This window comes from Curtobacterium sp. MCSS17_016 (assembly GCF_003234255.2).
GTDB lineage: Bacteria > Actinomycetota > Actinomycetes > Actinomycetales > Microbacteriaceae > Curtobacterium > Curtobacterium flaccumfaciens.
Genome location: NZ_CP126254.1, coordinates 484,424 through 508,637, shown reverse-complemented (window position 1 = coordinate 508,637; position 24,214 = coordinate 484,424). Strand labels below are relative to the sequence as shown.

Annotated in this window: 27 protein-coding genes; 8 read left to right on the top strand and 19 right to left on the bottom strand. The window is 70.2% G+C overall.

What is annotated here, in order from left to right; all coding sequences use genetic code 11:
- Positions 1–15 precede the first annotated feature (15 nt).
- Positions 16–594: a TetR/AcrR family transcriptional regulator gene (locus DEJ19_RS02570; protein WP_258377386.1), complete on the bottom strand. Its 579-nt coding sequence runs from the start codon at positions 592–594 to the stop codon at positions 16–18.
- A gap of 106 nt (positions 595–700) precedes the next feature.
- Here DEJ19_RS02570 and DEJ19_RS02565 point away from each other — a divergent pair, with 106 nt between their 5' ends.
- Positions 701–1,015: a DMT family transporter gene (locus tag DEJ19_RS02565; RefSeq protein ID WP_027464946.1), complete on the top strand. Its 315-nt coding sequence runs from the start codon at positions 701–703 to the stop codon at positions 1,013–1,015.
- Between the two features lies 1 nt (position 1,016).
- Entirely contained in the window at positions 1,017–1,370 is a 354-nt protein-coding gene (locus DEJ19_RS02560; protein WP_111233120.1) for a DMT family transporter, read from the top strand.
- A 211-nt stretch (positions 1,371–1,581) separates the two neighbouring features.
- Here the strand turns inward: DEJ19_RS02560 and DEJ19_RS02555 are convergent, their stop codons facing one another.
- Together DEJ19_RS02555 and DEJ19_RS02550 are read right to left on the bottom strand one after the other, a co-directional pair.
- A complete protein-coding gene (locus DEJ19_RS02555; RefSeq protein WP_071404914.1) occupies positions 1,582–2,721 on the bottom strand; it encodes a CE1758 family FMN-dependent luciferase-like monooxygenase in 1,140 nt (379 codons plus the stop codon).
- Between the two features lie 160 nt (positions 2,722–2,881).
- Positions 2,882–3,781: a phosphatase PAP2 family protein gene (locus tag DEJ19_RS02550; protein WP_181441515.1), complete on the bottom strand. Its 900-nt coding sequence runs from the start codon at positions 3,779–3,781 to the stop codon at positions 2,882–2,884.
- A 241-nt stretch (positions 3,782–4,022) separates the two neighbouring features.
- Here DEJ19_RS02550 and DEJ19_RS02545 point away from each other — a divergent pair, with 241 nt between their 5' ends.
- Complete coding sequence (locus tag DEJ19_RS02545) at positions 4,023–4,469, top strand: DUF4383 domain-containing protein (protein WP_181435863.1); 447 nt, start codon at positions 4,023–4,025, stop codon at positions 4,467–4,469.
- A 322-nt stretch (positions 4,470–4,791) separates the two neighbouring features.
- On the opposite strand, the gene DEJ19_RS02540 is transcribed toward DEJ19_RS02545, so the two are convergent.
- The 13 genes from DEJ19_RS02540 to DEJ19_RS02480 form a co-directional block, all read right to left on the bottom strand.
- Positions 4,792–6,114: an ATP-dependent DNA helicase gene (locus DEJ19_RS02540; protein ID WP_071404912.1), complete on the bottom strand. Its 1,323-nt coding sequence runs from the start codon at positions 6,112–6,114 to the stop codon at positions 4,792–4,794.
- On the bottom strand, positions 6,111–8,153 hold the full coding sequence (locus tag DEJ19_RS02535; protein WP_111233118.1) for a bifunctional copper resistance protein CopD/cytochrome c oxidase assembly protein: 2,043 nt from the start codon (positions 8,151–8,153) through the stop codon (positions 6,111–6,113). Before DEJ19_RS02535 ends, DEJ19_RS02540 begins: the two co-directional genes overlap by 4 nt.
- A 163-nt stretch (positions 8,154–8,316) precedes the next feature.
- The gene (locus DEJ19_RS02530; RefSeq protein WP_017886454.1) at positions 8,317–8,604 is read right to left on the bottom strand and encodes an HU family DNA-binding protein; all 288 of its coding nucleotides are present in this window, start codon (positions 8,602–8,604) and stop codon (positions 8,317–8,319) included.
- Positions 8,605–8,894: 290 nt separating this feature from the next.
- Complete coding sequence (gene rpsN, locus DEJ19_RS02525) at positions 8,895–9,200, bottom strand: 30S ribosomal protein S14 (protein ID WP_017886455.1); 306 nt, start codon at positions 9,198–9,200, stop codon at positions 8,895–8,897.
- Positions 9,201–9,202: 2 nt separating this feature from the next.
- Complete coding sequence (rpmG, locus tag DEJ19_RS02520) at positions 9,203–9,373, bottom strand: 50S ribosomal protein L33 (protein ID WP_017886456.1); 171 nt, start codon at positions 9,371–9,373, stop codon at positions 9,203–9,205.
- Positions 9,373–9,609, bottom strand: coding sequence for a 50S ribosomal protein L28 (rpmB, locus tag DEJ19_RS02515; RefSeq protein WP_027464952.1), 237 nt, complete (start codon positions 9,607–9,609; stop codon positions 9,373–9,375). Before rpmB ends, rpmG begins: the two co-directional genes overlap by 1 nt.
- A 384-nt stretch (positions 9,610–9,993) precedes the next feature.
- Positions 9,994–11,475 (bottom strand): lipase maturation factor family protein, encoded by a 1,482-nt coding sequence (locus DEJ19_RS02510; protein WP_111233117.1) that lies wholly within the window; start codon positions 11,473–11,475, stop codon positions 9,994–9,996.
- 108 nt (positions 11,476–11,583) lie between these two features.
- Complete coding sequence (locus tag DEJ19_RS02505; RefSeq protein ID WP_071246243.1) at positions 11,584–12,279, bottom strand: alpha/beta fold hydrolase; 696 nt, start codon at positions 12,277–12,279, stop codon at positions 11,584–11,586.
- Positions 12,280–12,289: 10 nt separating this feature from the next.
- Positions 12,290–12,715 carry a Fur family transcriptional regulator gene (locus DEJ19_RS02500; protein WP_027464954.1) on the bottom strand — a complete coding sequence of 142 codons (426 nt, stop codon included), beginning with the start codon at positions 12,713–12,715 and terminating at the stop codon, positions 12,290–12,292.
- A complete protein-coding gene (locus DEJ19_RS02495) occupies positions 12,712–13,650 on the bottom strand; it encodes a metal ABC transporter permease (RefSeq protein WP_111233116.1) in 939 nt (312 codons plus the stop codon). Before DEJ19_RS02495 ends, DEJ19_RS02500 begins: the two co-directional genes overlap by 4 nt.
- A complete protein-coding gene (locus DEJ19_RS02490; protein WP_111233165.1) occupies positions 13,650–14,495 on the bottom strand; it encodes a metal ABC transporter ATP-binding protein in 846 nt (281 codons plus the stop codon). Before DEJ19_RS02490 ends, DEJ19_RS02495 begins: the two co-directional genes overlap by 1 nt.
- 47 nt (positions 14,496–14,542) lie before the next feature.
- Positions 14,543–15,454, bottom strand: a complete 912-nt coding sequence (locus tag DEJ19_RS02485) for a metal ABC transporter solute-binding protein, Zn/Mn family (RefSeq protein ID WP_111233115.1) — start codon at positions 15,452–15,454, stop codon at positions 14,543–14,545.
- A 128-nt stretch (positions 15,455–15,582) separates the two neighbouring features.
- Positions 15,583–16,848 (bottom strand): PTS transporter subunit EIIC, encoded by a 1,266-nt coding sequence (locus tag DEJ19_RS02480; RefSeq protein WP_111233114.1) that lies wholly within the window; start codon positions 16,846–16,848, stop codon positions 15,583–15,585.
- A 178-nt stretch (positions 16,849–17,026) separates the two neighbouring features.
- Between DEJ19_RS02480 and DEJ19_RS02475 the strand changes: the two genes are divergently transcribed.
- Complete coding sequence (locus DEJ19_RS02475; RefSeq protein WP_027464959.1) at positions 17,027–17,263, top strand: PTS sugar transporter subunit IIB; 237 nt, start codon at positions 17,027–17,029, stop codon at positions 17,261–17,263.
- Positions 17,260–17,712, top strand: a complete 453-nt coding sequence (locus DEJ19_RS02470; protein WP_111233113.1) for a PTS sugar transporter subunit IIA — start codon at positions 17,260–17,262, stop codon at positions 17,710–17,712. The genes DEJ19_RS02475 and DEJ19_RS02470 overlap by 4 nt, the downstream gene beginning before the upstream one ends.
- A 76-nt stretch (positions 17,713–17,788) precedes the next feature.
- Here DEJ19_RS02470 and DEJ19_RS02465 read toward each other — a convergent pair whose 3' ends face one another.
- Positions 17,789–18,523 carry a GntR family transcriptional regulator gene (locus DEJ19_RS02465; protein ID WP_017886466.1) on the bottom strand — a complete coding sequence of 245 codons (735 nt, stop codon included), beginning with the start codon at positions 18,521–18,523 and terminating at the stop codon, positions 17,789–17,791.
- A gap of 206 nt (positions 18,524–18,729) precedes the next feature.
- On the opposite strand from DEJ19_RS02465, the gene DEJ19_RS02460 reads away from it, so the two are divergent.
- From DEJ19_RS02460 to DEJ19_RS02450, 3 genes are all read left to right on the top strand, one after another.
- Positions 18,730–19,122, top strand: coding sequence for a lactococcin 972 family bacteriocin (locus DEJ19_RS02460; RefSeq protein WP_111233112.1), 393 nt, complete (start codon positions 18,730–18,732; stop codon positions 19,120–19,122).
- Positions 19,123–19,184: 62 nt separating this feature from the next.
- The gene (locus DEJ19_RS02455; protein ID WP_111233111.1) at positions 19,185–21,212 is read left to right on the top strand and encodes a bacteriocin-associated integral membrane family protein; all 2,028 of its coding nucleotides are present in this window, start codon (positions 19,185–19,187) and stop codon (positions 21,210–21,212) included.
- Complete coding sequence (locus tag DEJ19_RS02450) at positions 21,209–21,847, top strand: ABC transporter ATP-binding protein (RefSeq protein WP_111233110.1); 639 nt, start codon at positions 21,209–21,211, stop codon at positions 21,845–21,847. The genes DEJ19_RS02455 and DEJ19_RS02450 overlap by 4 nt, the downstream gene beginning before the upstream one ends.
- A 4-nt stretch (positions 21,848–21,851) precedes the next feature.
- On the opposite strand, the gene DEJ19_RS02445 is transcribed toward DEJ19_RS02450, so the two are convergent.
- Together DEJ19_RS02445 and DEJ19_RS02440 are read right to left on the bottom strand one after the other, a co-directional pair.
- The gene (locus tag DEJ19_RS02445) at positions 21,852–22,433 is read right to left on the bottom strand and encodes a GNAT family N-acetyltransferase (RefSeq protein WP_111030920.1); all 582 of its coding nucleotides are present in this window, start codon (positions 22,431–22,433) and stop codon (positions 21,852–21,854) included.
- A gap of 140 nt (positions 22,434–22,573) precedes the next feature.
- On the bottom strand, positions 22,574–24,184 hold the full coding sequence (locus DEJ19_RS02440; RefSeq protein ID WP_111233109.1) for a dihydrolipoamide acetyltransferase family protein: 1,611 nt from the start codon (positions 24,182–24,184) through the stop codon (positions 22,574–22,576).
- Positions 24,185–24,214: the final 30 nt, after the last annotated feature.

The following is a 24,214-nucleotide window of genomic DNA, read 5'->3' as shown; positions in this document are numbered from 1 at the left end:
TGCGCACGGGGCGGCTCAACCCGCGGTGACGCCGTCGAGGTGCCGGTCGAGCACGTCGATCGCCCAGTCGCCGGGCTCCCCCGGAGCCAGCCGGACGACCTGCATCGCGAGTCCGTCCAGGAGCGCGTGGAGGCGGCAGGCCTCGTACTCCCGGTCGTCCGCCGGTACCCCGAGCAACCCGAGGACCTCCTCGCACCACGTCCGCATCGCCGCGACGGTCCGGTCGAGCGTCGGCCGGAGCCCGACGTCGGTGAGCGCGGCGTTGCCGAGTGCCAGGTAGACCTCGAGCTCGACGACCCGCTCCTCGTCGAGGGGCAGCAGTTCGAGCACGATCCGGCGTGCGCGTCGGGCCGGCGTCAGGTCAGCGGGGATGGCGTCGATGCGCTCGCGGATCCGGTCGAACACGAGCGTGATGGTGTGCTCGCGGACGCTCGCCTGGGTCGGGAACGTGTAGCGGACCGTGCTCGGCGGCAGTCCGGCCTCGGCGGCGACGTTCCGCACGCTCAACGCTCCGAGCCCGTCGCGCACGAGGACCCGGCACGCCGCCTCGGACACGGTGCGGCGCCGTTCGTCGACGTCCATGCTCCTGGCCACGACGCCATACTCGCACAGTCGTACGAACTCGTGCTACCGTCAAGGTCGTTGTCGCACAGTCGTACGACAACGAGAACGAATGACTCCCGCAGGAAAGGACATCGTCATGGCATGGGCAATCCTCGTGCTCAGCGGCGTGCTCGAGGCCGTCTGGGCCACCGCCCTCAGCGCCTCGAACGGCTTCAAGAAGGTCGTCCCCACGATCGTGTTCGTCGCAGGGATGGCGCTGAGCATGGTGGGGCTGGCGTTCGCGATGAAGAGCATCCCCGTCGGCACCGCGTACGCCGTCTGGGTCGGCATCGGGGCGTCCCTGACCGTGGTCGTCGCGATCCTCCGCCGACAGGAGGCCGCGTCCTTCGCCCGCCTCGCCCTGGTCTTCGGCCTGGTGGCGTGCGTCATCGGCCTCAAGGTGGTGAGCTGACGTGGCCTGGATCGTCCTGTTCGTCAGCGCCGCGCTCGAGACCGTCTGGGCGACCGCCCTCGGCGAGAGCGACGGTTTCACCGAGCTCCGCCCGACGGTCGTGTTCGCCGTCACGATCGTGATCAGCCTGGTCGCCTTCGGCTACGTCTTGAAGCACATCCCGATCAGCACGGCGTACGCGGTGTGGACCGGCACCGGCGCCGCGCTCACGGTGCTGTGGGGCATGGCCACCGGCGCCGAACCGGTCACGGTGCTGCGCCTGCTCTTCATCGCCGGCATCGTCGGGTGCGTCGTCGGCCTCAAGCTCGTGCCGGCCCGCCCCGTCGCCGAGCCCGCTGCCGAGCTCACGCGCTGAGCGACAGCTCACGCACCAGCGACCCCGTGAGGTGTCGCTGACCCCGTGAGGCGAGTGCGGTCCGAGCACGCGCGCCGAGACGGACGGGAGGCCCGGCGCCAGCTGGCACGGCGCCTCCCGTCCGTCTGTGGGTCGCGCCCACCGCGCATGGTGAGCAGGAATGGTCGGGTCACCTCGCGGGACCCGACCGTTCCTGCTCACGAAGCGAGCGTCAGACCGACGCGCCCGTCCACTCGTCCTCGGCGGCGACGTGGTCGCTGCCGACCGTGCCGGCCGCCATCGCGGCAGCAGCACGTGCCGCGTGCGACGGCGGGTCCGACGGGACGTCGGCGGGGCGACCCTCGTCGTTCAGCTTGCGCAGCTCCGGCACGATGTCCGTGGCCAGGATGTCGATCTGCTCGAGCACCGTCTTGAGCGGCAGACCGGCGTGGTCGATGAGGAACAGCTGGCGCTGGTAGTGGCCGACGTGGTCCTTCATCGCCGCGTACCGGTCGATGACCTGCTGCGGCGAACCGACGGTGAGCGGGGTCTGGGCGGTGAAGTCCTCCATCGAGGGGCCGTGGCCGTAGACCGGGGCGTTGTCGAAGTAGGGCCGGAACTCGTTGATCGCGTCCTGCGAGTTCTTCCGCGCGAAGAACTGCCCACCGAGCCCGACGATCGCCTGGTCGGCGCGGCCGTGCCCGTAGTGCTCGAAGCGCTGGCGGTACAGGCCGACCATCTGCTCGGTGTGCTGGATCGGCCAGAAGATGTTGTTGTGGAAGAAGCCGTCACCGTAGTAGGCCGCCTGCTCGGCGATCTCCGGCGTGCGGATCGAGCCGTGCCAGACGAACGGCGGGACACCGTCGAGCGGACGCGGGGTCGAGGTGAAGCCCTGCAGCGGCGTGCGGAACTTGCCCTGCCAGTTGACGACGTCGTTCTCCCAGAGCTGGCGGACGAGCGCGTAGTTCTCGATCGCCAGGTTGACGCCCTGGCGGATGTCCTGCCCGAACCACGGGTACACGGGGCCGGTGTTGCCGCGGCCCATCATCAGGTCCATGCGACCGTCGGACACGACCTGGAGCATCGCGTACTCCTCGGCGATGCGCACCGGGTCGTTGGTGGTGATCAGGGTCGTCGACGTGGACAGGGTGATGTCCTTCGTCTTCGCCGCGAGGTAGGCGAGCAGCGTGGTCGGCGACGAGGCCACGAACGGCGGGTTGTGGTGCTCACCGGTCGCGAAGACGTCGAGCCCGGCCTGGTCGGCGTGCTCGGCGATCGTCAGGATGTCGCGGACGCGCCGGGTGTCGTCCGGCGTGGTGCCGGTCGTGGGGTCGGTCGTGACGTCACTGACCGTGAAGATGCCGAACTGCATGATGCGCCGCCTTTCGCGATATCGATGCGTTTGCATCGACTTGCTCGGTACAACGTAGCGCACGGCGTGGCATTCCCGCCAGGCTCGCGCCCGTCGGACGGGCGGCCGGGAGGCCCGGCTCGGCTCCCCGGGTCAGCCGGCGGCGGGCAACGTGGCCGGGTCAGCGGGCGGTCGGCAGCGTGGCCGGGTCGGTGCGCGCGGCGTGGTGCATCCCGTCGAGGAACCACACGATGGTCACGACCGCCAGGACGCTCGCGCTGGACGCCAACCGCCCCGCCACCAGGATCGCGGCGTGGTCGTACGCGCCGTCACCGGTCAGGCCGACCACGAGCGCCGCGACACCGATCACCAGCGTGAGCCCGGTCGCGACGAGGAGCACGACGCTCACCACCCGCCGCGGCCCCCGCCGACCGTCACGGTCGCCCCGGAGCCCCCGGTCGACCCGGGGTCCGACCGCCCGGACGATCCCGAGCCAGAACATCGCGATCGCGCATGCGCCGATGATGTCGCTGACCCGGTGCCACCCGTAGACCACGGTCTGGTTCGCCACGAATACCGCGTACCCGACGCCGACGATGGTCACCAGCGGGCGGAACCGGCGAGGCGTGACCATCAGGACCGCGAACAGCGCCGCCAGTGCGATCGTCGCGTGCCCGGACGGGAACGAGTTCGGCGTCGTCGACTGAGCGATCTCAGGGCGCACGGCGATACGCTTGAGGAGCGTCGAGGTGGCCGCCGACGCGAGCACCACGACCCCCGCGCCGAGTCCCACCGAGAGCCGCCGTCTGGCGAACGCCACGGCGACGATCACGACGACGAGCAACAGGATCACCGGCACCGAGATGACGTTGAGCGCAGTGTCCGAGCTGAACAGGTCGGACTCCCGGACCCCGCCGAGCGCGGCGTCCTCCGCTTTCTGACCGACCGGGGTCAGCACCGCGACCCCGTAGACGAGAGGCACGATCACGAACCCCAGAGCCGCCAGCGCAGCCCACCGCCCCCGCCGCGAGACCCACGGTCCGCGCGACTCGGATGCACTGCGCTCGGGTGTCAAGGTCACCGGGCTGGTCCTCCTCGGAGTGGTCGTCGTCGGGCTCGTCGCACGACTGGCGGCGGCGCTGCGATTGGGTCGGTCGGGGTCCGACACGATACCGTTGGAGCACCGGCCGGAGGCTGGGAACCGCACCCCCGTCGGCCGTGCACTGCGCGCTGACACGAGGGGATCGGTGATCCCCGCCGGGCCGTCGCACCACGCGGGACCGACGCACGTCGCGTCGGCAGTGTACGAGGAGGAAACCGAAGTGGCCATCAAGGAACCGGGCATCATCGCCTCGCCGAACCGGGGTCTCGCACTCACGGCCGGCGGCGTCCTCGCACTCTGGGGCGTCCTGGGCTTCTTCTTCGCCGCGGACGGCGACCCGGGCTTCTTCAACCGCCAGGGCGGCATGCTGTGGAACGCGTTCGGCGTGAACCCGGCGCTCTGCCTGGTGTGGGTGCTGCTCGCCGCGGTGCTGCTCATCACCGGCCTCGGCAACACCGTCGGATCGCGCAACGGCAACCTGCTCGTCGGCGCCCTGCTCGTCCTCTTCGCGGTGTACGGCTTCGTCTTCGTCGACACCTCGGCCAACGTCTTCGCGCTGAACACCACGGACAACGTGTTCCACGCGATCGTCGGTGTGCTCCTGCTGCTCACCGCGCTCGGTGCCGACAAGGAGAACCTCCGCGCACTGCGAGCGGCGCGCGCCTGACGCACCCGCTCGACTGCACTCCCGACGCCCGTCTGCCGCTCCGGCAGGCGGGCGTCGTCGTGTGTGCGGGGGCGGGGCGGTTCGGCGGGGTGGTCCGGCGGCGGTGTCGTCCGGCGGGGGTGTCGTGCGGTCACGACTCCCCGCTCAGGTGCGTCGGCCGGTCACGAACTGTCGGATGCGGAGCGTTCAGGCGACGACGAGTGACCACTCGGCGCAGGACCGACGGGGAGCCGTGACCGCTCGGCAGTGTGCGACCGGGCAGGCAGGCGCGCGTGCCCGGCGGCGTGAGGCCGAAGCGGACCCAACGGGTCAGTCGGACGCGTCAGTCGGCGTCGGAGTCGGCGTCGGGCTGCTTCTTCGGGGCCTCGAGCTCGGTGGCGACGATGCGGGGCGCCTCGGACATGAAGCGTCGGACGTCCAGGTCGACGATGATGTCCTGCGGCCGGAGCGGCCGGGTGAGGAACAGCCCCTCGAGGGAGGTCAGCCGCGACAGCGCCACGTACGTCTGGCCCGCGCTGAACACCCGGTTGCCGAGGTCGACCACGGCCCGGTCGTAGGTGCTGCCCTGTGACTTGTGGATGGTCACGGCCCAGGCCAGTCGGAGCGGGAACTGCTGGAACTCCCCGACGGTGTCCTTCTTGAGTTCCTTCTTGTCCGCGTCGTACGAGTACTTGAACTTCTCCCACACCGACGGCTGGACCTCGAACGACTCACCGTCGACGTCGACCCACACGGTGTCGCGGATGGCCGTCACGATGCCCAGGGTGCCGTTCACCCAGCGCTGGTCGGCGTCGTTGCGCAGGAACATCACGTGCGCGCCGGGCTTCAGCTCGAGGGCTTCGTCGGCCGGGAAGTTCCGTCCGCCGAAGTCGCCGTTGACGTCGGCCTTGGCGGTCTTCACCTTGCCGGGCAGCCGCTCGAGGGCCGCCTTGTTGATCCGGGCGACGGTGTCGTTGCGGGTCGCCAGGGTGATGGCGTCGTCCGGCGCCGGACGTGCCCCGGCGGTGTTGAGCTGCTCGGCGATGTCCGCGGTGACCCGACCGTGCCGGACGGCGGTGAGCATCGCGGCGAAGGCGTCGTCGCGCTGCCGGTGCACCGTGGCGAGCTCGATGATGTTGAGCTCGGCCTCGAGCCACACCTTGGCGTCGAAGAACCACATCGACCGGTAGTGGTCGGTGAAGTAGGCGCGCTCGTCGGCGTCGCCCGGTACCGGGGGCAGCTGGTACGGGTCGCCGAACATCACGACCTGCACACCGCCGAACGGCTCGAACTGCCGGCCGCGGGCCTTGCGGAGCGACCGGTCCATGCCGTCGAGCAGGTCGGCGTTGACCATCGACACCTCGTCGATGACCAGGGTGTCGATCGTGTTGAGGAGCTTGCGGGTGTCCGGGCCCTGCCGCAGCTCGGCGTCGGCGATGAGCCCGATCGGCAGCCGGAAGAGCGAGTGGATCGTCTGGCCGCCGACGTTGAGCGCAGCGACCCCGGTCGGGGCGCAGATGACGACCTGCTTCTCGGTGTTCCACGACAGGTGGTTGAGGAGCGTGGACTTGCCCGTGCCGGCCCGGCCGGTGATGAACACGTGGTCTCGGGTGTGCTCGATGTACTCGAAGACGGCGCGCTGTTCGTCGCTCAGCTCGATGCTCATCGAGCGTCCGCTCCGGGCGAGGGTTCGAGGTCGTCGCTGCCGTCGTCGAAGTCCAGGTCGTCCTGGTCAACCCGGGAAGCGGGCTCGGCGGCGGCGGTCGGGCCGGCCACAGCTGCGTCGCCGGCAGCAACTGCGTCAACGGCGTGGGCCGGGTCTCCCCCGTCACGCCGCAGCCGCACGAGCACCACCACGACCACGGTCACCAGGAGCAGCACCCCGGCGACGATCAGCACGAGCCCGGCCCGGGCCTGGTCGACGAGCGGATCCGGCCCCCACGTCCGGCCCATCGCACCGAACCACGATGCCTGCAGCAGCCCGAGCGGCCCGCGCATCGCGATCCCGAGCGAGACGGTGCCCGCCGCGATCACCATCGCCCCGACGATCCGGACGGCGGCGGCAGCCGTGGTCGGGCGACGGTGCCCGGCAGGGATCGGTGTGCAGAGCGTCGGGACGGCCAGCAGCCCGACCAGCAGGAACACGGCGTCGCTGACGGTACGACCGGTGGGGTCGCTCACCGACCACCGGACGGCATCAGTGGCGAAGAAGGCCCACCACAGGGCCGCCGCGAGCAGGAACGCGGGGAACGGCTGGGCCAGGTACCGCACGGAGGGGTGCTCGACGATGACGTCGGTCCACTCACGCACCCCCGTGCTGTCGTCGTTCCGGGGGTGCACGGCGGCGCGGATCAACGCGACGGGTGCCGCCGCCCACACCAGGGCGGGGACCACCAGGCCGAGCAGCACGTGGGCACCGACGTTCGCCGAGACGAGGAACCGGTCGTACTGATGCAGCGAGCCCGAGGTCGCGACCACCAGGGACACGACCGCCAGGGCCGCGGCGATCGAGCGACGCGCCGGCCACCGCACGCCGCTCCGCCGCAGTCGCACGACGCCGGCCACGTAGGTCGCGGCGAGCAGCACGGCGGCCATCAGCCAGAACAGGTCGATGTTCCACTCGGTCAGCCAGCCCCACGCACCGGGCGCGTGCGGCAGCAGGTCGTCGGTCAGGAGCTCCGCCGGGCTCGGGTCGGTGGTCTTGCTCAGGGCGATCTGGTCGACCGGGGTGGCGGTCCGTCCGAGTGCCGCGGCGAACCCCGACGCCACACCCATCACCGCGAGTTCGACGACGATGAGGGTCCAGAAGGGCCGCTGCCGACCGGGCGAGGTGGTCAGCGCACGGATGGCCCGACGGCGCTGCACCGCGCCGAGGACCCCGATGGCGACGATCGCACCGATCTTCACCAGGACGAGCGTGCCGTACGGGGTGAACAGGTTCGACAGCGCCCCGACGCGGATCTGCGCCGACGCGGTACCCGAGACGGCGACGAGCACGAAGCAGCCGAGGGCGATGCTCGAGTACCGCGCCACGACCACGGCCAGCCGGTCTCCGGGCAGCACCCCGCGCAGCAGCACGAGCATGACGAGCCCACCGACCCACAGCGCCGCACCGACCAGGTGCAGCCCCAGTGCGGTCACGGCGGCGTCGTGGCTCGCGGTACCGGCGGCGTGGCCCTGCTGTGCGAGCGGGATGAGACCGATCATCGAGACCGCGGCGGTCAGGGCGACCATGCCCCGCGAACGGACGGCGAAGCAGAGCACCGTGACGGCCGCGGCGACGAGGACGGTCACGAGCCAGGCGAGCCCGAGCTCGGTGCCGGTGAGGAAGACCCCCATCGACTGCCCGAACTGCTCGTCGATGCTGATGCGCGAACCGGCCACGCTGAGGAACGTGCAGAACGTGGCGACGGCCGACGCGACCGTCCAGACACCACTGGCCCCGGCAGCGACGTCGATCGCGCGGTTCCACTCGGGGCCGGAGCGCGAGAGGCCGATGGTCGCCAGTGCGAGCCCACCGATCGTGGTGGCCGCGGACAGGTCGACGACGAGCCGGGCGATCGGCAGCCCGAAGCGGACGCCGGGCCCCGGATCGGCGATGAGTGCGGGGTTCGCGCCCCCACCGATGACGAGTGCCGTGAGCAGCGCCACGAACCCGACGAGCAGGAGCACGGCGGGACCGGCGATGCGCGCGATCCGATTCACCCGTCAAGCCTAGGCGGTGCGCACCCGGCCGACGGACGGGGCGGGCCGATCTGTGCAAACCGGCACGGGCCTCCAGGCCAGGACCCGCGCACCACGCGCCCGCGCGCCCTGGGAACGACGAAAGGGACGGCCGAAGCCGTCCCTCTCGATGCGCGGAACAGTCTTACTTGACCGCAGCCTTGAGCTTCGAGCCGGCGCTGACCTTGACCGAGTCGCTCGCGGCGATCTCGATGGCGTCACCCGTCTGCGGGTTGCGGCCGGTGCGGGCGGCGCGGTGCGTCTTCTCGAAGGCGATCCAACCGGGGATCGTGACCTTCGTGCCGTCGGCGACGGACGACGAGACGACGCTGAAGAGCGCGTCGACGACGCCGTTGACGGTGGCCTGGCTCTGGCCGGACTCAGCGGCGACGGCAGCGACGAGCTCGGTGCGGTTCAGTGACTTGTCAGCCATGGATGTCCTCCTCGGACTTCTTGCAGTATCGGTCGGACGCACGTGTCGTCCGGCGCCCGGAGCGGTTGCCCCGTGCCACGGTGCCAGTGGGCCGAGGGCCCGGCGGAACCGGAGTTGAACCTACCAGCCGCCGGGGGTGAAAACCGCCGACTCGCCCGGATTTCCGGGGTTGTCGGGGCTCCGAGGGGGTACTGGAGGGACAGATGTGACGAATGACGGCTCGCATGTACCCCGTACACAGCGAACGCCCCGCCACCAGGAGGTGACGGGGCGTCGTGTACTGCGAGTGCTTACCAGGAGCTCTTCGTGATGCCGGGGAGCTCGCCGCGGTGGGCCATGTCACGGAAACGGACACGGCTGATGCCGAACTCACCGAGGTGGCCACGGGGGCGGCCGTCGATGGCGTCGCGGTTGCGGTAACGGATGGGCGATGCGTCGCGGGGCAGCTTCTGCAGACCCACGCGGGCGGCCTCACGCGACTCGTCGGTGCCGTTCGGGTCCACGAGGGCCTTCTTCAGCTCGAGACGACGCTCGGCGTAGCGCGCGATGATGACGGCACGCTGGTTGTTCTTCGCGATCTTGCTCTTCTTCGCCATGCTTAGCGCTCCTCACGGAAGTCGACGTGCTTGCGGATCACCGGGTCGTACTTCTTGAGCACGAGTCGGTCGGGGTTGTTCCGACGGTTCTTCTTGGTCACGTAGGTGAACCCGGTGCCCGCCGTCGAGCGGAGCTTGATGATCGGACGGATGTCCTGACCCTTTTTCGCCATCAGATCTTCTCCCCACGGGCGAGGAGATCCTTGACGACGGACTCGATGCCACGTGCGTCGATCACCTTGATGCCCTTCGCGCTGAGCGTGAGCGTGACGTTACGACGAAGCGAGGGCACGTAGTACGTCTTCTTCTGCACGTTCGGGTCGAAGCGACGCTTCGTCCGGCGGTGCGAGTGCGAGATGTTGTGACCGAAGCCGGGAACGGCGCCGGTCACCTGGCACACTGCTGCCATGGTTTCCTCCTGAGTACCGTGCGACCGGACGGCCGCACCCAAGTTCACTTGCCTGGTGCACACGCGCAGTGCCACCGGGGTGGCCGTGCGAGGGGGTTGTGTGCACCGCCCAGGTCCGCATCCCCTGTCGAAGGAGAGCCGGACACCGCGCGACCGCGGCGTTCGCGACGGTCGGAGGGCTTGGAACAACGGGCCCGCCGCGCGGACGCGGAGAACCAGGGGTCCACGTTACGCGAGGACCGGGCGTGTCGCAAGCCGCGCCTCCAGGCCTGGAGGCCCGTGGCGGCCGACCGTCCCGCTCACGTGGCGCCGTTGGTCGCCCCCACCGCCCGCGATCGTGAGCAGGAACGGTCGGGTCGGGCACCTCGACCCGACCGTTCCTGCTCACGAAGTGGACGAACCACCCTCCGCGGCACGACCGCGCGGGAGCCCGACCGGTGCCATGAGCAGGTACCGCTCCCGCCGGATCCAGTACAGGCCCGTCTCCCGCCGCTCCGCCCGGGTGGCGAACCGGTAGTGGAACATCCGTGCGCGGACCCAGCGCGGCGGTTCCCCGTCGAACGGGTCGTCGGCGAGCAGCCGCAGCGTGGGCCGGTCGGCCTCGAGCAGCCGCACGACGAACACCCGGAACCACCGGTCGTCGGCACCGAGGGCCAGGAACCACATCAGCCAGTCGAGCCGCAGGTGGTACGGCGCGAACTGCCCGGGCCGACGCCTCGGGTCGCCCGGCTTGCCGCGGAACTCGTACGGTTGCCAGTCCTCGTCGGACGGGTCCTCGGCCAGGGTTCCCTCGACGATGACCTCGTCGCGCTGCTGCGTCACGCTGCCGAAGGCACCGTAGGCGTTCGCCAGGTGCCACCGGTTGAACGAGGCGTTCATGAGCTGCCGCCGCGACACCAGGTTCTTCGCGGCCGGCCAGGACAACCAGGCGAGCAGCAGCCCGACGGCGACCGTCACCGCGACGAAGGAGACCGGCGTCGCGGTCGGCCCGGCCTCGACGCTGTCGTGCAGCCAGGGCAGCACCGCCGCCACCGACCGGTCGTCGATCGCGGCGAAGGCCAGGACGAGGGTGATCCAGTTCAGCCAGGCGAAGTTGCCGGAGACCACCAACCAGAGCTGGGTGAGCAGGACGAGTGCGGCGGCGATCGACGCCACGGGCTGCGGCGCGAAGAGGAAGAACGGCACGACCAGCTGCACGAAGTGGCTGCCGAGCGTCTCGAACCGGTGCACGGGGCGGGGCAGCAGGTGGGCCGTCCGCGACACCGGGTTCGGCATCGGCTGCGTCTCGTGGTGGTAGTACAGCGCCGTCAGGTCACGCCAGGAGCGGTCTCCGCGCATCTTGATCATGCCGGCACCGAACTCGAGCCGGAACACCAGCCAGCGCAGCGCGACGAGCACGACGATCGGCGGGGCGGCGTCGTCGGAGCCGAGGAACGCGACGGTGAACAGCGTCTCGACCAGCAGGGACTCCCACCCGAAGGCCCAGAAGGTCTGCCCGACGTCGGAGATCGACAGGTACGCCAGCCAGAGCAGCAGGAAGCACAGCATCGGCACCCACCAGGGGGCCCGTTGCGGGACACCGGCGACCAGGGCGAAGGACACCACCGCTCCCCCGCCGGCGAGCAGCCGCAACCGTCGGTCGGTGTAGCGCCACCACCGCCAGACCACCGGCAGTCGGCGGGCGTACGGGCGCTCCATGAACCGGGGCACCGGGAGCAGGCCGTGTTCCCCGACGAGCACCGGGAACTGGGCGAGGGCGGACAGGAAGGCGAGGCAGGCGATCGCCGCGACGCCACGCTGCAGCACGAACCGGGCGACGTCGTAGTCGGACGCGCCGGCCCACTGCGTCCAGGCTGCGAGGTCCACGGGCGGGACGCTACGCGGGGCGGGCTGCGGTCCGTCTCGGCGTCATGCCCGACGCGTCGCCGACGGCGTGCGTCGCCGACGGCGTGCGTCGCCGACGGCGTGTGTGGCCTACGGCGCCTGCGTCGGCTTGGGCGCGAGCGCCTGCACCATCAGCTCCCCGAGCTGCTGCGGCGCCGTGAACATCGGCCAGTGGCCGGTCTCGAGCCCGACGATGGAGAGTTCCTCGGTCGCGACGAGCTCCGCCGCCCAGGCCTGGTGGTCCGCCACCATCGCCAGCAGCTCTGCGGCGGGGATCTCGCAGGTGATGATCGTCGCCGGGATCGTGTGCCGTGCCGGGTCGGCGTAGTGGAACCGGTCCGACGGCACCGAGGCCGGCTCGGGGATCGCTCGGTGCTCGACGTCCTGCCGGACCTCGGGCGTCATGCCCCGGACGGTGGCGGGTTCCCAGATGTCCCACGACGGCAGCGGTACGACCCCGTCGACCACGGGCAGCTCGTCGTTGACGCACCCGCCCTCGGGCCCCGGGAACGTGTCGACGTAGAGCAGGTGCGCGACGAGCGACGGGCGCTGGTCGGCGGCCATGTACGCGATCGGCCCGGCACCCGAGTGTCCGGCGAGCACGACGGGTTCGTCGGCGGACGCGACGTCGTCCAGGATCGCGACCAACGCGGCGACCTGCTCGTCGAGCGTGTCGCCATCGCGCGTGACCGCCTGCACCGAGTGCCCGGCTTCCCGGAGCACCGGGGCGACGTCGTCCCACGCGCTCGCGTCGAGCCAGAACCCGGGGACCAGGATGACGTGCATGCGGGGCAGGTTACTCGTCGGTGGCGGCGGTCGCGCGGGCTGCCGTGCAGACGGCGCACTCGCCGAAGATGTCGACGACGTGGCTGGCGTTGGTGAACCCGTTGGCGGCGGCGACGTCCTGCGCCCACTGCTCCACCGGGTCCGCCTCGATCTCGACGGTCCTGCCGCAGTTCCGGCAGATCAGGTGGTGGTGGTGCGCGTCCGTCGTGCACGCCCGGTACAGCGATTCGCCGTCCTGCTGTAGCGAGTCGGCATCACCCTCGGTGGCCAGGTCGGCGAGCGCGCGGTAGACGGTGGCCAGACCGATGGTCGATCCCTCGTCCCGCAGGTGCTGGTGCAGCGCCTGCGCACTGACGAACCCCTCGGTCGAGTCGAGGGCTCCGCGCACCGCTTCGCGCTGCCACGTGTTCCGCTTGGTCTTCTGCACGGCGTTCATGCTGACACCTCTTCCTTCCGACCGGCTGTCGACGTCGTCCCGGCCTGGAGGCCCGGCTCGCCCCCGCCACGCTGGCTCCGGCCGGCGACGCGGTTGCGTCCCCGCTTGTCGCGTCGCGACCCGATGATCCGGCAGACCACCCAGATCGCGAACGAGATGGTCGTCACGTACGGGCTGATCGGCAGGCCGCCGCCCAGTGCCAGCAGGATGCCACCGACGACCGACGTCACCGCGAACACCGTCGACAGCACCGGCACGACGACCGGGTGCGAGCTGAGGCGCAGGGCAGCGGCCGCCGGGGTGACGAGCAGGGAGAGCACGAGCAACGCTCCGACGATCTGCACCGACACGGCGGTGGCCAGCCCGAGCACGAGCATGAACACGATCGCGAGGGTCCGCACCGGGATTCCCGCGGCCGCAGCCACGTCGGGGTCGACCGAGGCGAACATCAGCGGGCGCCAGATGACGAGCAGCGTCGCCACGACGATCGCGGCGACCACGATCAGGAACGTCAGCTGCGGGTTGTCGACCGAGACGATCTGCCCGGTGAGCAGCCCGAACTTGTTGGCGGCCCGGCCCTTGTAGAGCGCCAGGCAGAGGATGCCGAGCCCGAGCCCGAACGGCATGAGGACGGCGATGATCGAGTTGCGTTCCCGGGCCCTGGAGCCCAGGAGACCGATGAGCAGGGCGGCGATGACCGACCCGACGAGCGAGCCGGACACCACGTTCACCCCGAGCAGCAGCGAGGCACTGGCCCCGGCGAACGAGAGCTCCGAGATGCCGTGCACGGCGAACGGCATGTTCCGGGCGACGACGAACGGGCCGATGAGCCCACCGACGATGCCGAGCACCGCGCCGGCCCAGATCGAGTTCTGCACCAGCGCGAGGAGCTGGCCGTAGTCCTGGAACGAGAAGACGGTCGACAGCAGGTCCATCAGATCCGCCCTTCGTCGGGCTGGTCGGCGTGCGGGTCGACCTCGCCCGGGTGGTGCTCGTGGGCCTCGTTGGCCCCGACGATGACGATGCGTCCCATGGTGCGGACGACGTCGACGGGCGTGCCGTACAGGTCGCTGAGCACGTCGGCGCGCAGGACCTCGTCCGGCGAACCGATCCGGAACCGACCGCCGGCGATGTAGAGCACCCGGTCGACGACGTCGAGGATCGGGTTCACGTCGTGCGTCACGAAGAGCACGGCAGCCTCGCGCTGTCGGCGCTCACGGTCGATGAGCTCGGTGATCCCGCGCTGGTGCCGCAGGTCGAGCGAGATGAGGGGTTCGTCGCACAGCAGCAGGGCGGGGTCGGCGGCGATGGCCTGCCCGACGCGGGTGCGCTGCTGCTCGCCGCCGGAGAGCTCGGCGACGGGGGCGTCCGCGAAGGCGGTGGCGCCGACCTCGTCGAGGGCCCGGTCGATGCGCATCCGGTCAGCCTTCGACGCCCGTCGGATGCCCCACCGGTGCCCGGTCACGCCCTGGGCGATCATGTCCCGCGCGCGCAGGGGCGTCCCCGCCTCCATCAGGCGCTGCTGCGGGATGTAGCCGATCTTCCGGTGGCCGCGGTGCACCGGCTGCCCGAGGAACGACATCGTGCCGCTCGTGAGCCGCTGCTGCCCGAGGACGGTTCGGAGCAGTGAGGTCTTGCCGGCGCCGTTCGGGCCGAGGACCGCGACGAACTCCCCCGGCGCGAGGTCGAGGTCGAGGCCTGCCCAGAGCTTCCGGGCGCCGTAGGACAACCCGGCGTCGCGGAGCGCGAGGACCGGACGACCTGCAGCCCGGTCGTCCACCGTGGTGGTCGCCGGGCTGGGGGTCGCCGCTGCTGCGGTCGAGGTCGTCACTTCTGGAGCGCTGCCTTCACCGCGTCGATGTTCGCCTGCTGCCACGAGACGTAATCCTGCCCCTTGGGGAGCGTCTCCGTGACACCGACGACGGGGATGTCGTTCTGCTCGGCCGCCTTCTGGACCTGCTCGGTCTCGGGGCTGGACGCCTGGTTGTTGTAGGCGAGGAGCTGCACGCGCTTGCCGGTGAACAGCGCGAGGGTGTCGCGGAGGGCCGCCGGCGGGACGTCGTCGCCCTCCTCGATCGCCTCGGAGAAGGCCGGCGGGGTCTCGTTCTCGAGGCCCATCGCGTCGAAGAGGTACCCGGGCACCGGCTCGGTGTACGCGACCTTGTCGCCCGCGTCCTGCTGCTTGACCGCGTCGGTCTGGGACTCGAGGTCCTGGAGCTTGGTGGTGAGCGTGGCGGCGTTCTTCTGGAACGCGTCCTTGCCGCTCTCGTCCAGTGCGCTGAGGTCCTTCGTGACCGCGTCGACCAGCTTCACCATCGTCGGGTAGCTGTAGAAGACGTGTTCGTTGAACTCGGCGTCGCCGCCCTTGTCGAGCCCGGAGAGCTTCACGACGTTGATGGTGTCGGCCTTGGTGTCCGAGGCGTTCGCGAGCGTCGTCATGAAGTCGTCGTAGCCGCCACCGTTCTCGATGAGCAGGTCGGCCTTGGACACGGAGAGCTGCGTGCGGGCGCTCGACTCGAACGAGTGCGGGTCCTGCGACGGGTCGCTCAGGATGCTCGTCACGGTGACGGCGTCGCCACCGATGGTCTTGACGATCGAGCCGTAGACGTTGGTGGAGGCGACGACGTTGATCGTGCCGTCACCGCTGGCCTCCCCCGAGGCGGACGAGGTGGCGCACCCGGTCAGGGCGAGCGCGGCGGCACCGGCGACGAGCGGGAGGGCGAGGAGGCGGTTGTGCATGGCACGACGCTAACGCCTACTGATAACGATTGTCAAAACCGCTATGAGGGCTCTCAGCGCGACCCGGAGACGGACGGGAGGCCCGGTGCCAGCTGGCACCGGGCCTCCCGTCATGGAGACGCTCGCGTCTACGGCTTGGTGGCCGCGTCGATCGTGTTCTCGGCGATCGTGTCCTCTTCACGGCCGGGCGTGCGGAGGTTCCACTTCTTGATCACGAAACTGAACAGGAAGTAGTACACGACCGCGTAGCCGAGGCCGATCGGGATGAGCCAGATCGCCCCGTCCGCCTTGCCGAAGTTCAGCACGTAGTCGATCGCGCCGGCCGAGAACGAGAACCCGTCGTGGATCCCGAGGGCGTTCACCAGGGCGAGCGAGGTACCCGTGAGCACCGCGTGGATGACGTACAGCGGGAACGCCACGAACATGAACGAGTACTCGAGCGGCTCGGTGATGCCGGTCACGAACGAGGTGAGGGCGGCGGAGAGCATGATGCCGCCGACGAGCTTGCGGTTCTGCGGCTTCGCGTTGCGCCAGATCGCGAGGGCACCGGCGGGCAGTGCGAACATCATGATCGGGAAGAAGCCGGTCATGAAGGTACCTGCCGTCGGATCTCCATGCAGGAAGCGGGCCACGTCCCCGTGCCACACACCACCATCAGCGGTGAAGCTTCCGAGCTGGAACCACGGGAAGAAGTTGAGCAGCTGGTGCAGCCCGATCGGGATGAGCATGCGGTTCGCGAACCCGAAGATGCCGCCACCGATTACTGGATTGTCGGCGACAGCAGTCCCGGCCGCAGTGAGCGCAATGTCGAAGTAGCGGTACACGAACGACATGGCGACTGCGATGACGAGACCCGCGACCGCGGTGAGGATGGGGACGAGGCGACGGCCCGAGAAGAATCCGAGGAAGTCGGGCATCTTCGTGCGGTGGAACTTCTCCCACATGACCGCGGAGACGAGCCCCATCACGATGCCGCCGAGGACACCGAAATTGATCATCGCCTGGTCGCCGTTGGTGTCCTTCACACCGTCGAGGACGATCGGCGACATCACCTTCCAGACCTCGAACATGACCATGTAGCCGACGACCGCCGCGAGCGCGGTGGTGCCGTCGGACTTCTTCGCCCAGCCGATCGCGATGCCCACCGCGAAGAGCAGCGGCAGCCAGTTGAAGACACCGTTTCCCGCCGCCGAGATGACTCCGGCCCACTGACCGAAGCCGGGGATCGCCCCGAGGAGGTCGGGCTGGCCGATGCGGAGCAGGATGCCCGCCGCAGGCATGACCGCGATCGGCAGGAGCAGGCTCCGTCCGAGGCGCTGGGCCTGTGCGAACAGCCGTGACTGCTTCTTCGGCTTCTTCTTCTCCGGCACATCCGTGGCAGTGGTGGCGCTCATCGGAGGTCCTCTCGTCATTGGGTGGAGCTGTCGGGGTGAGTTGAGTCGTGCAGCCAGCGCAGGTAACCTCGGCGGTGTCGCCAGGTCCGGTCCTGTCCGGTCATGACCAGTTCCGTAGTCTGATCCGAGAGCGGTCCGGTGTCAACCTGCGACGCAAACCCTTAACGAGGAGGAAACGATGGCCGACATCAAGGCAGCCGACATCATCGCCGCACTCGGCGGTGCCGAGAACATCGAAGAGGTCGAGGGCTGCATCACGCGCCTCCGTGTCGAGGTCGAGGACGGGGACCTGGTCGACAAGGCCGCCCTGCAGGCAGCCGGAGCCCAGGCGGTCATCGGTGGCGGCACCGGCTGGCAGGTCATCGTCGGCACGGTCGCCGACAACCTCGCCCAGGACATCCAGGACGAACTGTGACCGTCGTCCGCACCCCGTTCGGCGGCCCGGTCGTCGCCCTCGCCGACGTGCCCGACCCGGTGTTCGCCGGGCAGCTGGTCGGCGCGGGCGTCGCGGTCGATCCCACGGGCGTCGAGGGTGCGATCACCGCGGTGGCCCCGGTCGACGGCATCATCGTCAAGCTGCACCCGCACGCGTTCGCCCTGCAGGGCGCCGCTGGCACCGACGTCCTGGTGCACGTCGGCATCGACACCGTGAAGCTCTCCGGCGAGGGCTTCGAGCTCCTCGCGACCGAGGGCGACACCGTCACCGCCGGTGACCCCGTCGTCCGGTTCACCCCCTCGGTGATCTCAGCAGCCGGCTACTCGCCGATCTGCCCGGTCGTGGTGCTCGGTTCAACGCCGGACAGCATCAACCAGGGAAGCGTCGGCACCACAGTGCTCGACGGCGACACCCTCTTCGAGGCCTGAGGGGTCTTCCTCGTCAAAGCGACTGTGTGCTGCGGAACACCCGCAGCACACAGTCGCTTTCGCGTTGCCGGGCGCGCTACGCGACCGCGGGGGTCGCGGTGACCTCCATCTGCACCCGGTACCGGTCAGATCGGTACCAGCTGCGGGTGTGCTCCACGGGGCGCTCCCCCGCGTACGACACCCGGTCGAACTCGAGCACCGGAGCGCCGGTCTTCGTGCCGAGCAGGGTCGCGACGTCGTCGGCCGCCGGGTTCGCCGCGACGGTCTGCTGCGCGCGGTCGATCGGAGTGCCGTACTCCGTGGCGATGATCGAGTACACCGACCCCGACAGGTCGTGGTCGAGCAGACCCGGGAACGCGTCGGCCACGAGCCAGGCGTCGTCGATCGACACCGGGGCACCATCGGCCATCCGCAGGCGCTTCACGTGGAAGGCGGGCACGTCCGGATCGATCCGCAGGGCCGCGGCGGTGTCGGCCGGCGGTACCCGCTCTTCGCGCACGAGCACCACGGTGGTCGGCTCGTGCCCCATCGCCCGCATCTCCTCGGTGAACGAGGCGAGGTGCAGCGTCGACTGCACGGGCCGGTGCGCGACGAAGGTGCCCTTGCCGCGGACGCGCTCCAGGTAGCCCTCGTTGACCAGCTGCCCGAGTGCTTCACGCACGGTGATCCGCGAGACGCCGTACTCGGCGATGAGCTGCCGTTCGGACGGGATCGCAGCACCGGGAGCCAGTCGCGTGGTGACGAGGTCGAGCAGGATGCGCCGCAGCTGCTGGTGCTTCGGTTCGGCACCCTCGGTGATGCGGCTCGTCATGCGTCCCTCGTGCTCCGTTGCTGGTCCTGGGCGGTGGTCATGCGCGGACATGACCAGTTCCCATCACAGTAGCGAGTCAGGCCGGGAAGACCAACGTCGGGCGGATCAGACTAGGTGATACATGAGTTCCACATTCTTGACATCAGTGCTGCACCGCTGCCACGATCGGTCGAGCCTCATCGGGGGGCACATGGGAGGAAACAGTCATGCACAAGTCCAGAACGAAGATGCTCGTCGGCCTCAGTCTCACCGTCGGCCTGATCACGGGCACTGCGACGGCGGCATCAGCTGCGCAGTTCGAGGTCATGGGGTCAGGGTCGGAAGCCGGCGGAGTGACCGTCGCTGCTTCCGGTGCAAGTGCGAGCGGTGAGACCAGCGGCATCGGCACCGACAACGACGGCGGGGGCGGGAGCTTCTGGCAATGGGGCGTCGGCAAGGACGACACCTGGTCGAACTACTTCCGCGAGAAGCGGTGCCACGGCGCGACTGCGGTCGGCAAGAAGTCGAAGCGCGTCACGAACGTGCCAGGCGGCCGGTACGCGATGGCGATGACACCGAAGGCGCGCAGCGGCAACAAGGCGTACTACCACAACTGCTGAGACCGGGAGCGGGCGGTCCGAGCGACCGTCCGCTCCGGCTCACGCTCGCCGCAAGGGGGACCATGAACATCCGATCGGTGGCGCTCGCCTACCTCGTCCCGCCGCTCCTGGCTGCCGTCCTGGGTTTCGTCGGCCTGGTGCAGGTCAGCGAAGCCGGCATCGTGGGCGCCTCGTCCGTGGTGACCGCTACCGCCGGTGCTGAGACCGGATCGAACCAGCGGGTCGCGATCGCACTGGAGCAGGTCGCCGAGGCCGAGCACGCGACGATCGCGCGGGTGGTGGCGGACCGCGCAGCTCCGACGACGCGCCGCGTCGCGCTCGTCACCGACGCGCCCTCGAGCCGCGGTGCCGGCTGGCTCCTCGACGGGTACGAGGACTTCACGAGGTCGATGGTCACCGCCGTCCGTCCGATGTCGGAACTCGACCAGTTCGACCCGACCGGCTCGTACTCGGTCTTCGGGGACGACGAGGCTCGGCGAGCCGTCGTGGGCGCACTGGCAGACGCCGGGTACGAGGTCAGCGTGGAGCGCGTGCCGCTCCTGCAACGCATCGGCGTCACCGACGGCTTGGATCAGACCCTGGCCCTGGTCGGAGCACTCGTCTCGGGATGCGTGGCGCTCTGCCTGATGACGACCGTCGGGGCCCCTCGCCGCAGCGCAGTCCGCCGACTGCACGGAGACACCACAACCGCCATCGTCATCCAGGAGCTGGCTGAGCTCCGGACCGCCGTGCTCGTCACCGCCATCGGAGCACCCGTCGCCGCCATCGGGCTCTGGTTCTACAACGGGCTCGCTTCGGCAGCGACCCTCGCCGCCGCGATCTCGGTGTTCTGCGTGGGGCTGCTCGTACCGGTCGTCGTCGCGCACACGATCGGCACGGTGGTCGCGTGCCGGCAGCCGTTGGCCGGCGCACTGCGGGGCGCTCGACCAGCGGGCGCGCTCCTGCTCGTCGCACAGATCGCACGGGTGCCCGCGCTGCTGTTGCTCGTCGCGGCCGTCTTCGAACTGACCGGGGCGGTGACCACCGCGCGACAGGGAACGGCAGAACGGGATCTTCGGGCGGCCGGCGAAACCGTCCAGCTCTGGGTCACCCCTGATCCCCGCCCGGTCGAGGAGCAGGCCTACTGGGACCGCATCGGTGACTTCGCCGGCGGGGCACTCGAGCGGCGTGATGCGTTCCTCGCCGCTGCGGTCGAGGTGTCGAGTGGCCGAGGGAAGTCGATGGTTCCTGCGCTCGTCGTCGACCAGGGCTACCTAGCCCTGCAGGACGTCCGTTCCGAGGACGGGGCACGCATCACCACCGACGGCGCGGAGATCGCCGTGTGGATGCCTGCCGACAGTGACCTCTCCCGCGAGCGGCTCGTCGCGGGTCTGACCGACTGGCAGTTGCGGGATGCACCCGACGCCCTCCTCGAGCACGTCATCGGCGGCACGCTGGCCCGCCAGCAGGTCTACTCGTACCCGGACGACGCGTCGTCGCGCGCGTGGCTCGACGATGCCGTGATCGTGGTCGTCCCCACACCGTTCGACGTCTTCTCGGCCGATGAACTCGGATCGTGGTTGTCGACCGGAGACGTCGTCTTCACGTCCCGTGCTGCCGCCGAGCGGTCGATCGGCGCGTCGGGGCTCCGCGACGAGTTCAGCGCGGTCGTCGCGGTGGGTCAGTCTGCGGCGGAACAGGCACGGCACGCAGCGACGACCGTGGCGATCGGGACGGGCACCCTGGTCAGCACCCTCGCCGTCAGCGTCATGCTCGGGATGGTCGCCACGATCGCGCACCGACGCCGTCACGGCCGTGCGCTGTTCGCGAAGTTCACCAGTGGCGTCTCGCCCGTCCGCACCGATGCTGGCCTGCTGACGATCGAAGCCGGTCTGGTCTCGATCTCCGTCATCGCCGTCGTCAACACCTGGTGGTCGCAACGCCCGGACGGGGGCGGTCTCAGATCGGCGCTCGACCCGGTCGCGCAGTCGGCCGGAGTCGCCGGGGTGCTCGCGCTCGTGGCGCTCGCGGCGGTGAGCGCCACGAGCCTCGTCGTCATGGCCGTCACGGCACGGAGCACTGCACGCAACCGAGGGAACGGATCACGATGATCGAGGTACAGAACGCATCGAAGCGTCGCGGAGGCCGTGCACTGTGGCACGACTTGACGTTCGAGGTGGCAGGCGGAGAGATCGTCGGCTTGGTCGGGCCGAGCGGCTGCGGGAAGTCGACGCTGCTCGACTGTGTCGGGCACGTCGATGCGCTCGACGGCGGCACGATCCGGATCAACGGAGAGTCGGCGGGCTCGAACGGGCGGCGGGCACGACTGATCCGGCGGCGCCACCTCGGGTACCTGTTCCAGGACTTCGGGTTGGTACCCGACATGACGGTCCAGTCGAACGTCGACGTGGTTCGCCTGCCGGACGGACGGCGGAGACACCGAGGCATCCGGACGGGCGAGGCCCTCGACCGTGTCGGTCTGGCTGGACGCGGAACGGACCGCGTCCACGAACTCAGCGGCGGCGAGCAGCAACGGGTCGCGATGGCGCGGCTCCTGGTGAAGCGTCCGTCGGTCATCCTCGCCGACGAGCCGACGAGTGCCCTCGACGACGACAACGCCGCGATGGTGCTCGACCTGCTGGGCGAGCTGGCGGCCGACGGAGCGGCCGTCCTGATCGCGACACACTCGTCATCGGTCGAAGCCCGCGCCGCACGGAGCATCAGGCTCAGCGGACCCGCTCGCTGACGGGTCAGGCGTTGGCGACGAGCCAGGCGAACTGCTCGTCGGAGAGCAGCCGATCGGTCCAGACCTGCCCCTCGACGCCGGCGGCGGCGCGGTTCTGCGCGGCGGGAGCCCCCTGCCACACCAGCGACAGCCCGGCACGACGCAGCACGGCTGCAGAAGCAGGGTTGTTCGTGAGCACCCTGCCGGTCACCGGGACGTCCGGAGCGGTGTCGGCGGCGGCACGCACGGCAGCGAGGGCGATCTCGGACGCGAAGCCCTGCCCCCATGCCGCGGGCGCCAGGCGGTAGCCGAGGTTCCAGACCCCACCGGCGGTCATGTCGACCCCGCCCACACCGACGAAGGCGTGGTCGGAGGCGCTCCGGACCGCCCAGGACCCGAGGCCGTGGCGTGCACGACCGCCGATCTTGCGCTGCACCATGTCCACGCTCGAGCTCCGCGCCACGTGCCGACCCGTGGGCAGGTGCTGCCACGTGCGGGCGTCCGAGAAGAGCGCGTGCACGTCGTCGATGTCGGCCGGGGTCAGCGGGGTGAGCAGGAGGCGATCCGTTCGGATCTCCTGCGAGGGGGTCAGGAGCTGGTGGACCATGCACCGATCATGCCGCCGACCCCCGACATCCGTGTGAACACCACGCGACGTTTGCGGAAGCCCGCAGATGGTGAGCAGGAATGGTCGAGTGGCTCGAAGCAACCCGACCATTTCTGCTCACGAAGCGGAACGACCGGCGCTCAGTCGAGCAGGAGCGCGGGCTCCTCGAGCACCGAGGCGACGTCGTGCACGAAGCGGGACGCCACGTCACCGTCGACGACGCGGTGGTCGAACGACGCACCGATGGTGGTCACCATGCGCGAGCGGACCTCGCCGTCGACGACCCACGGCTTCGGCTTGATCGTGCCCATGGCGACGATCGCGACCTCTCCCGGGTTGAGGATCGGGGTCCCCGTGTCCATGCCGAACACACCGATGTTCGTGATCGACACCGTGCCGTTCGCCATCTGCTTCGGCGTGGTCTTGCCGTCGCGGGCGGTCAGGGTGAGTTCCTCGAGCGCCTGCGCCAGCTCGAGCAGCGACATGTCCTGCGCGTCCTTGATGTTCGGCACGATGAGCCCGCGCGGGGTCGCCGCGGCGATGCCGAGGTTCACGAAGTGGTGGACGATGATCTCGCGGTCGGTCCAGGTCGAGTTCACCGAGCGGTTCCGGCGGACGGCCCAGATGACGGCCTTCGCGACGATGAGCAGCGGCGAGACCTTGACGCCGGCGAACGTCGGCGAGGCCTTGAGGCGCTTGACGAACTCCATCGTGTGGGTCGCGTCGACGTCGACGAACAGCGACACGTGCGGTGCCGTGAACGCGGACGTGGTCATCGCGGTGGCGATGGCCTTACGGACGCCCTTGACCGGGATCGTCTCGCTGCGGACCTCGCCCCACTCGGGCGTCTCGATGTTCCGGAAGACGCTGGCCTGCTTCGCGTGCCGGATGACGTCGTCGCGGGTGACCTCGCCGGCCAGACCGGTCGCGACGATCTCGGTCAGTTCGACGCCGAGGTCCTTCGCGAGCTTCCGGATCGGCGGCTTCGCCAGCACGTTGGTCGCGGTGCTCTGCTTGTGCGCGGAGCCCGTGCCGAGCGCGCTGATCGCCTCGGCGGTGCTCTCCTCGCCCGGGTCGACGGAGGCTTCCGCCGCCGCGGCGGTGTCCACACTGGAGGCGCGGCTCGCCTCGGCCGCGAGCGCTGCGGCCCGGCGGGCGCCCGGCTTGCGACGGGAGGGCGACGAGGTCGCTGAGCCGTAGCCGACGAGGACGGCACCGGAGGACTCGTCCGTGCCCTGGACGGAGGCGTCGACCGCGACCGGCTGGACCGGCGCCGCCGGCGCGGCGGCAGGGGCAGGTGCTGCCGGTACGGGGGCAGCGGCGCGTGCCGGCACCGCCGCGGGAGCGGGCGGGGTCTGCGCGACCGGAGCCGACGGGGCGGCAGGGGCCGGCGGGGTGGACGCGACCACGGGCGAGACCGGGGCGGTCTGGGCGACGGGCGCCGCGCCTCCAGGCTGCTCGACAGGCTGTTCCGCAGGCGGCGTGAGGGCCGCACCGGAGGCGACCGACGCGTCCGAGTCGACGCGGATGATCGGCTTGCCGACCTCGACCGTGTCGCCCTCGGACACGAGCAGGCCCGTGACGGTGCCGGCGAACGGGGACGGCAGCTCGACGAGCGACTTCGCGGTCTCGATCTCGACGAGCACCTGGTCGACGGCGATCTCGTCCCCGATCGCGACGCGCCACTGCACGATCTCGGCCTCGGTGAGGCCTTCACCCACGTCGGGCAGGGGGAATTCGGCGGCGGCCACTACGGCTCCTTCGCGGATCTGGTCGTGCTC

Excerpts from the sequence above, each read along its gene's own strand:
- DEJ19_RS02565 (WP_027464946.1), top strand. The coding sequence starts at position 701 with ATGGCATGGGCAATCCTCGTGCTCAGCGGCGTGCTCGAGGCCGTCTGG.
- DEJ19_RS02555 (WP_071404914.1), bottom strand. The coding sequence starts at position 2,721 with ATGCAGTTCGGCATCTTCACGGTCAGTGACGTCACGACCGACCCCACG.
- DEJ19_RS02540 (WP_071404912.1), bottom strand. The coding sequence starts at position 6,114 with ATGAGCATCGAGCTGAGCGACGAACAGCGCGCCGTCTTCGAGTACATC.
- DEJ19_RS02530 (WP_017886454.1), bottom strand. The coding sequence starts at position 8,604 with ATGGCTGACAAGTCACTGAACCGCACCGAGCTCGTCGCTGCCGTCGCC.
- rpsN (WP_017886455.1), bottom strand. The coding sequence starts at position 9,200 with ATGGCGAAGAAGAGCAAGATCGCGAAGAACAACCAGCGTGCCGTCATC.
- rpmG (WP_017886456.1), bottom strand. The coding sequence starts at position 9,373 with ATGGCGAAAAAGGGTCAGGACATCCGTCCGATCATCAAGCTCCGCTCG.
- rpmB (WP_027464952.1), bottom strand. The coding sequence starts at position 9,609 with ATGGCAGCAGTGTGCCAGGTGACCGGCGCCGTTCCCGGCTTCGGTCAC.
- DEJ19_RS02505 (WP_071246243.1), bottom strand. The coding sequence starts at position 12,279 with ATGCACGTCATCCTGGTCCCCGGGTTCTGGCTCGACGCGAGCGCGTGG.
- DEJ19_RS02500 (WP_027464954.1), bottom strand. The coding sequence starts at position 12,715 with ATGAACGCCGTGCAGAAGACCAAGCGGAACACGTGGCAGCGCGAAGCG.
- DEJ19_RS02495 (WP_111233116.1), bottom strand. The coding sequence starts at position 13,650 with ATGGACCTGCTGTCGACCGTCTTCTCGTTCCAGGACTACGGCCAGCTC.
- DEJ19_RS02485 (WP_111233115.1), bottom strand. The coding sequence starts at position 15,454 with ATGCACAACCGCCTCCTCGCCCTCCCGCTCGTCGCCGGTGCCGCCGCG.
- DEJ19_RS02480 (WP_111233114.1), bottom strand. The coding sequence starts at position 16,848 with ATGAGCGCCACCACTGCCACGGATGTGCCGGAGAAGAAGAAGCCGAAG.
- DEJ19_RS02475 (WP_027464959.1), top strand. The coding sequence starts at position 17,027 with ATGGCCGACATCAAGGCAGCCGACATCATCGCCGCACTCGGCGGTGCC.
- DEJ19_RS02465 (WP_017886466.1), bottom strand. The coding sequence starts at position 18,523 with ATGACGAGCCGCATCACCGAGGGTGCCGAACCGAAGCACCAGCAGCTG.
- DEJ19_RS02460 (WP_111233112.1), top strand. The coding sequence starts at position 18,730 with ATGCACAAGTCCAGAACGAAGATGCTCGTCGGCCTCAGTCTCACCGTC.
- DEJ19_RS02455 (WP_111233111.1), top strand. The coding sequence starts at position 19,185 with ATGAACATCCGATCGGTGGCGCTCGCCTACCTCGTCCCGCCGCTCCTG.
- DEJ19_RS02450 (WP_111233110.1), top strand. The coding sequence starts at position 21,209 with ATGATCGAGGTACAGAACGCATCGAAGCGTCGCGGAGGCCGTGCACTG.
- DEJ19_RS02445 (WP_111030920.1), bottom strand. The coding sequence starts at position 22,433 with ATGGTCCACCAGCTCCTGACCCCCTCGCAGGAGATCCGAACGGATCGC.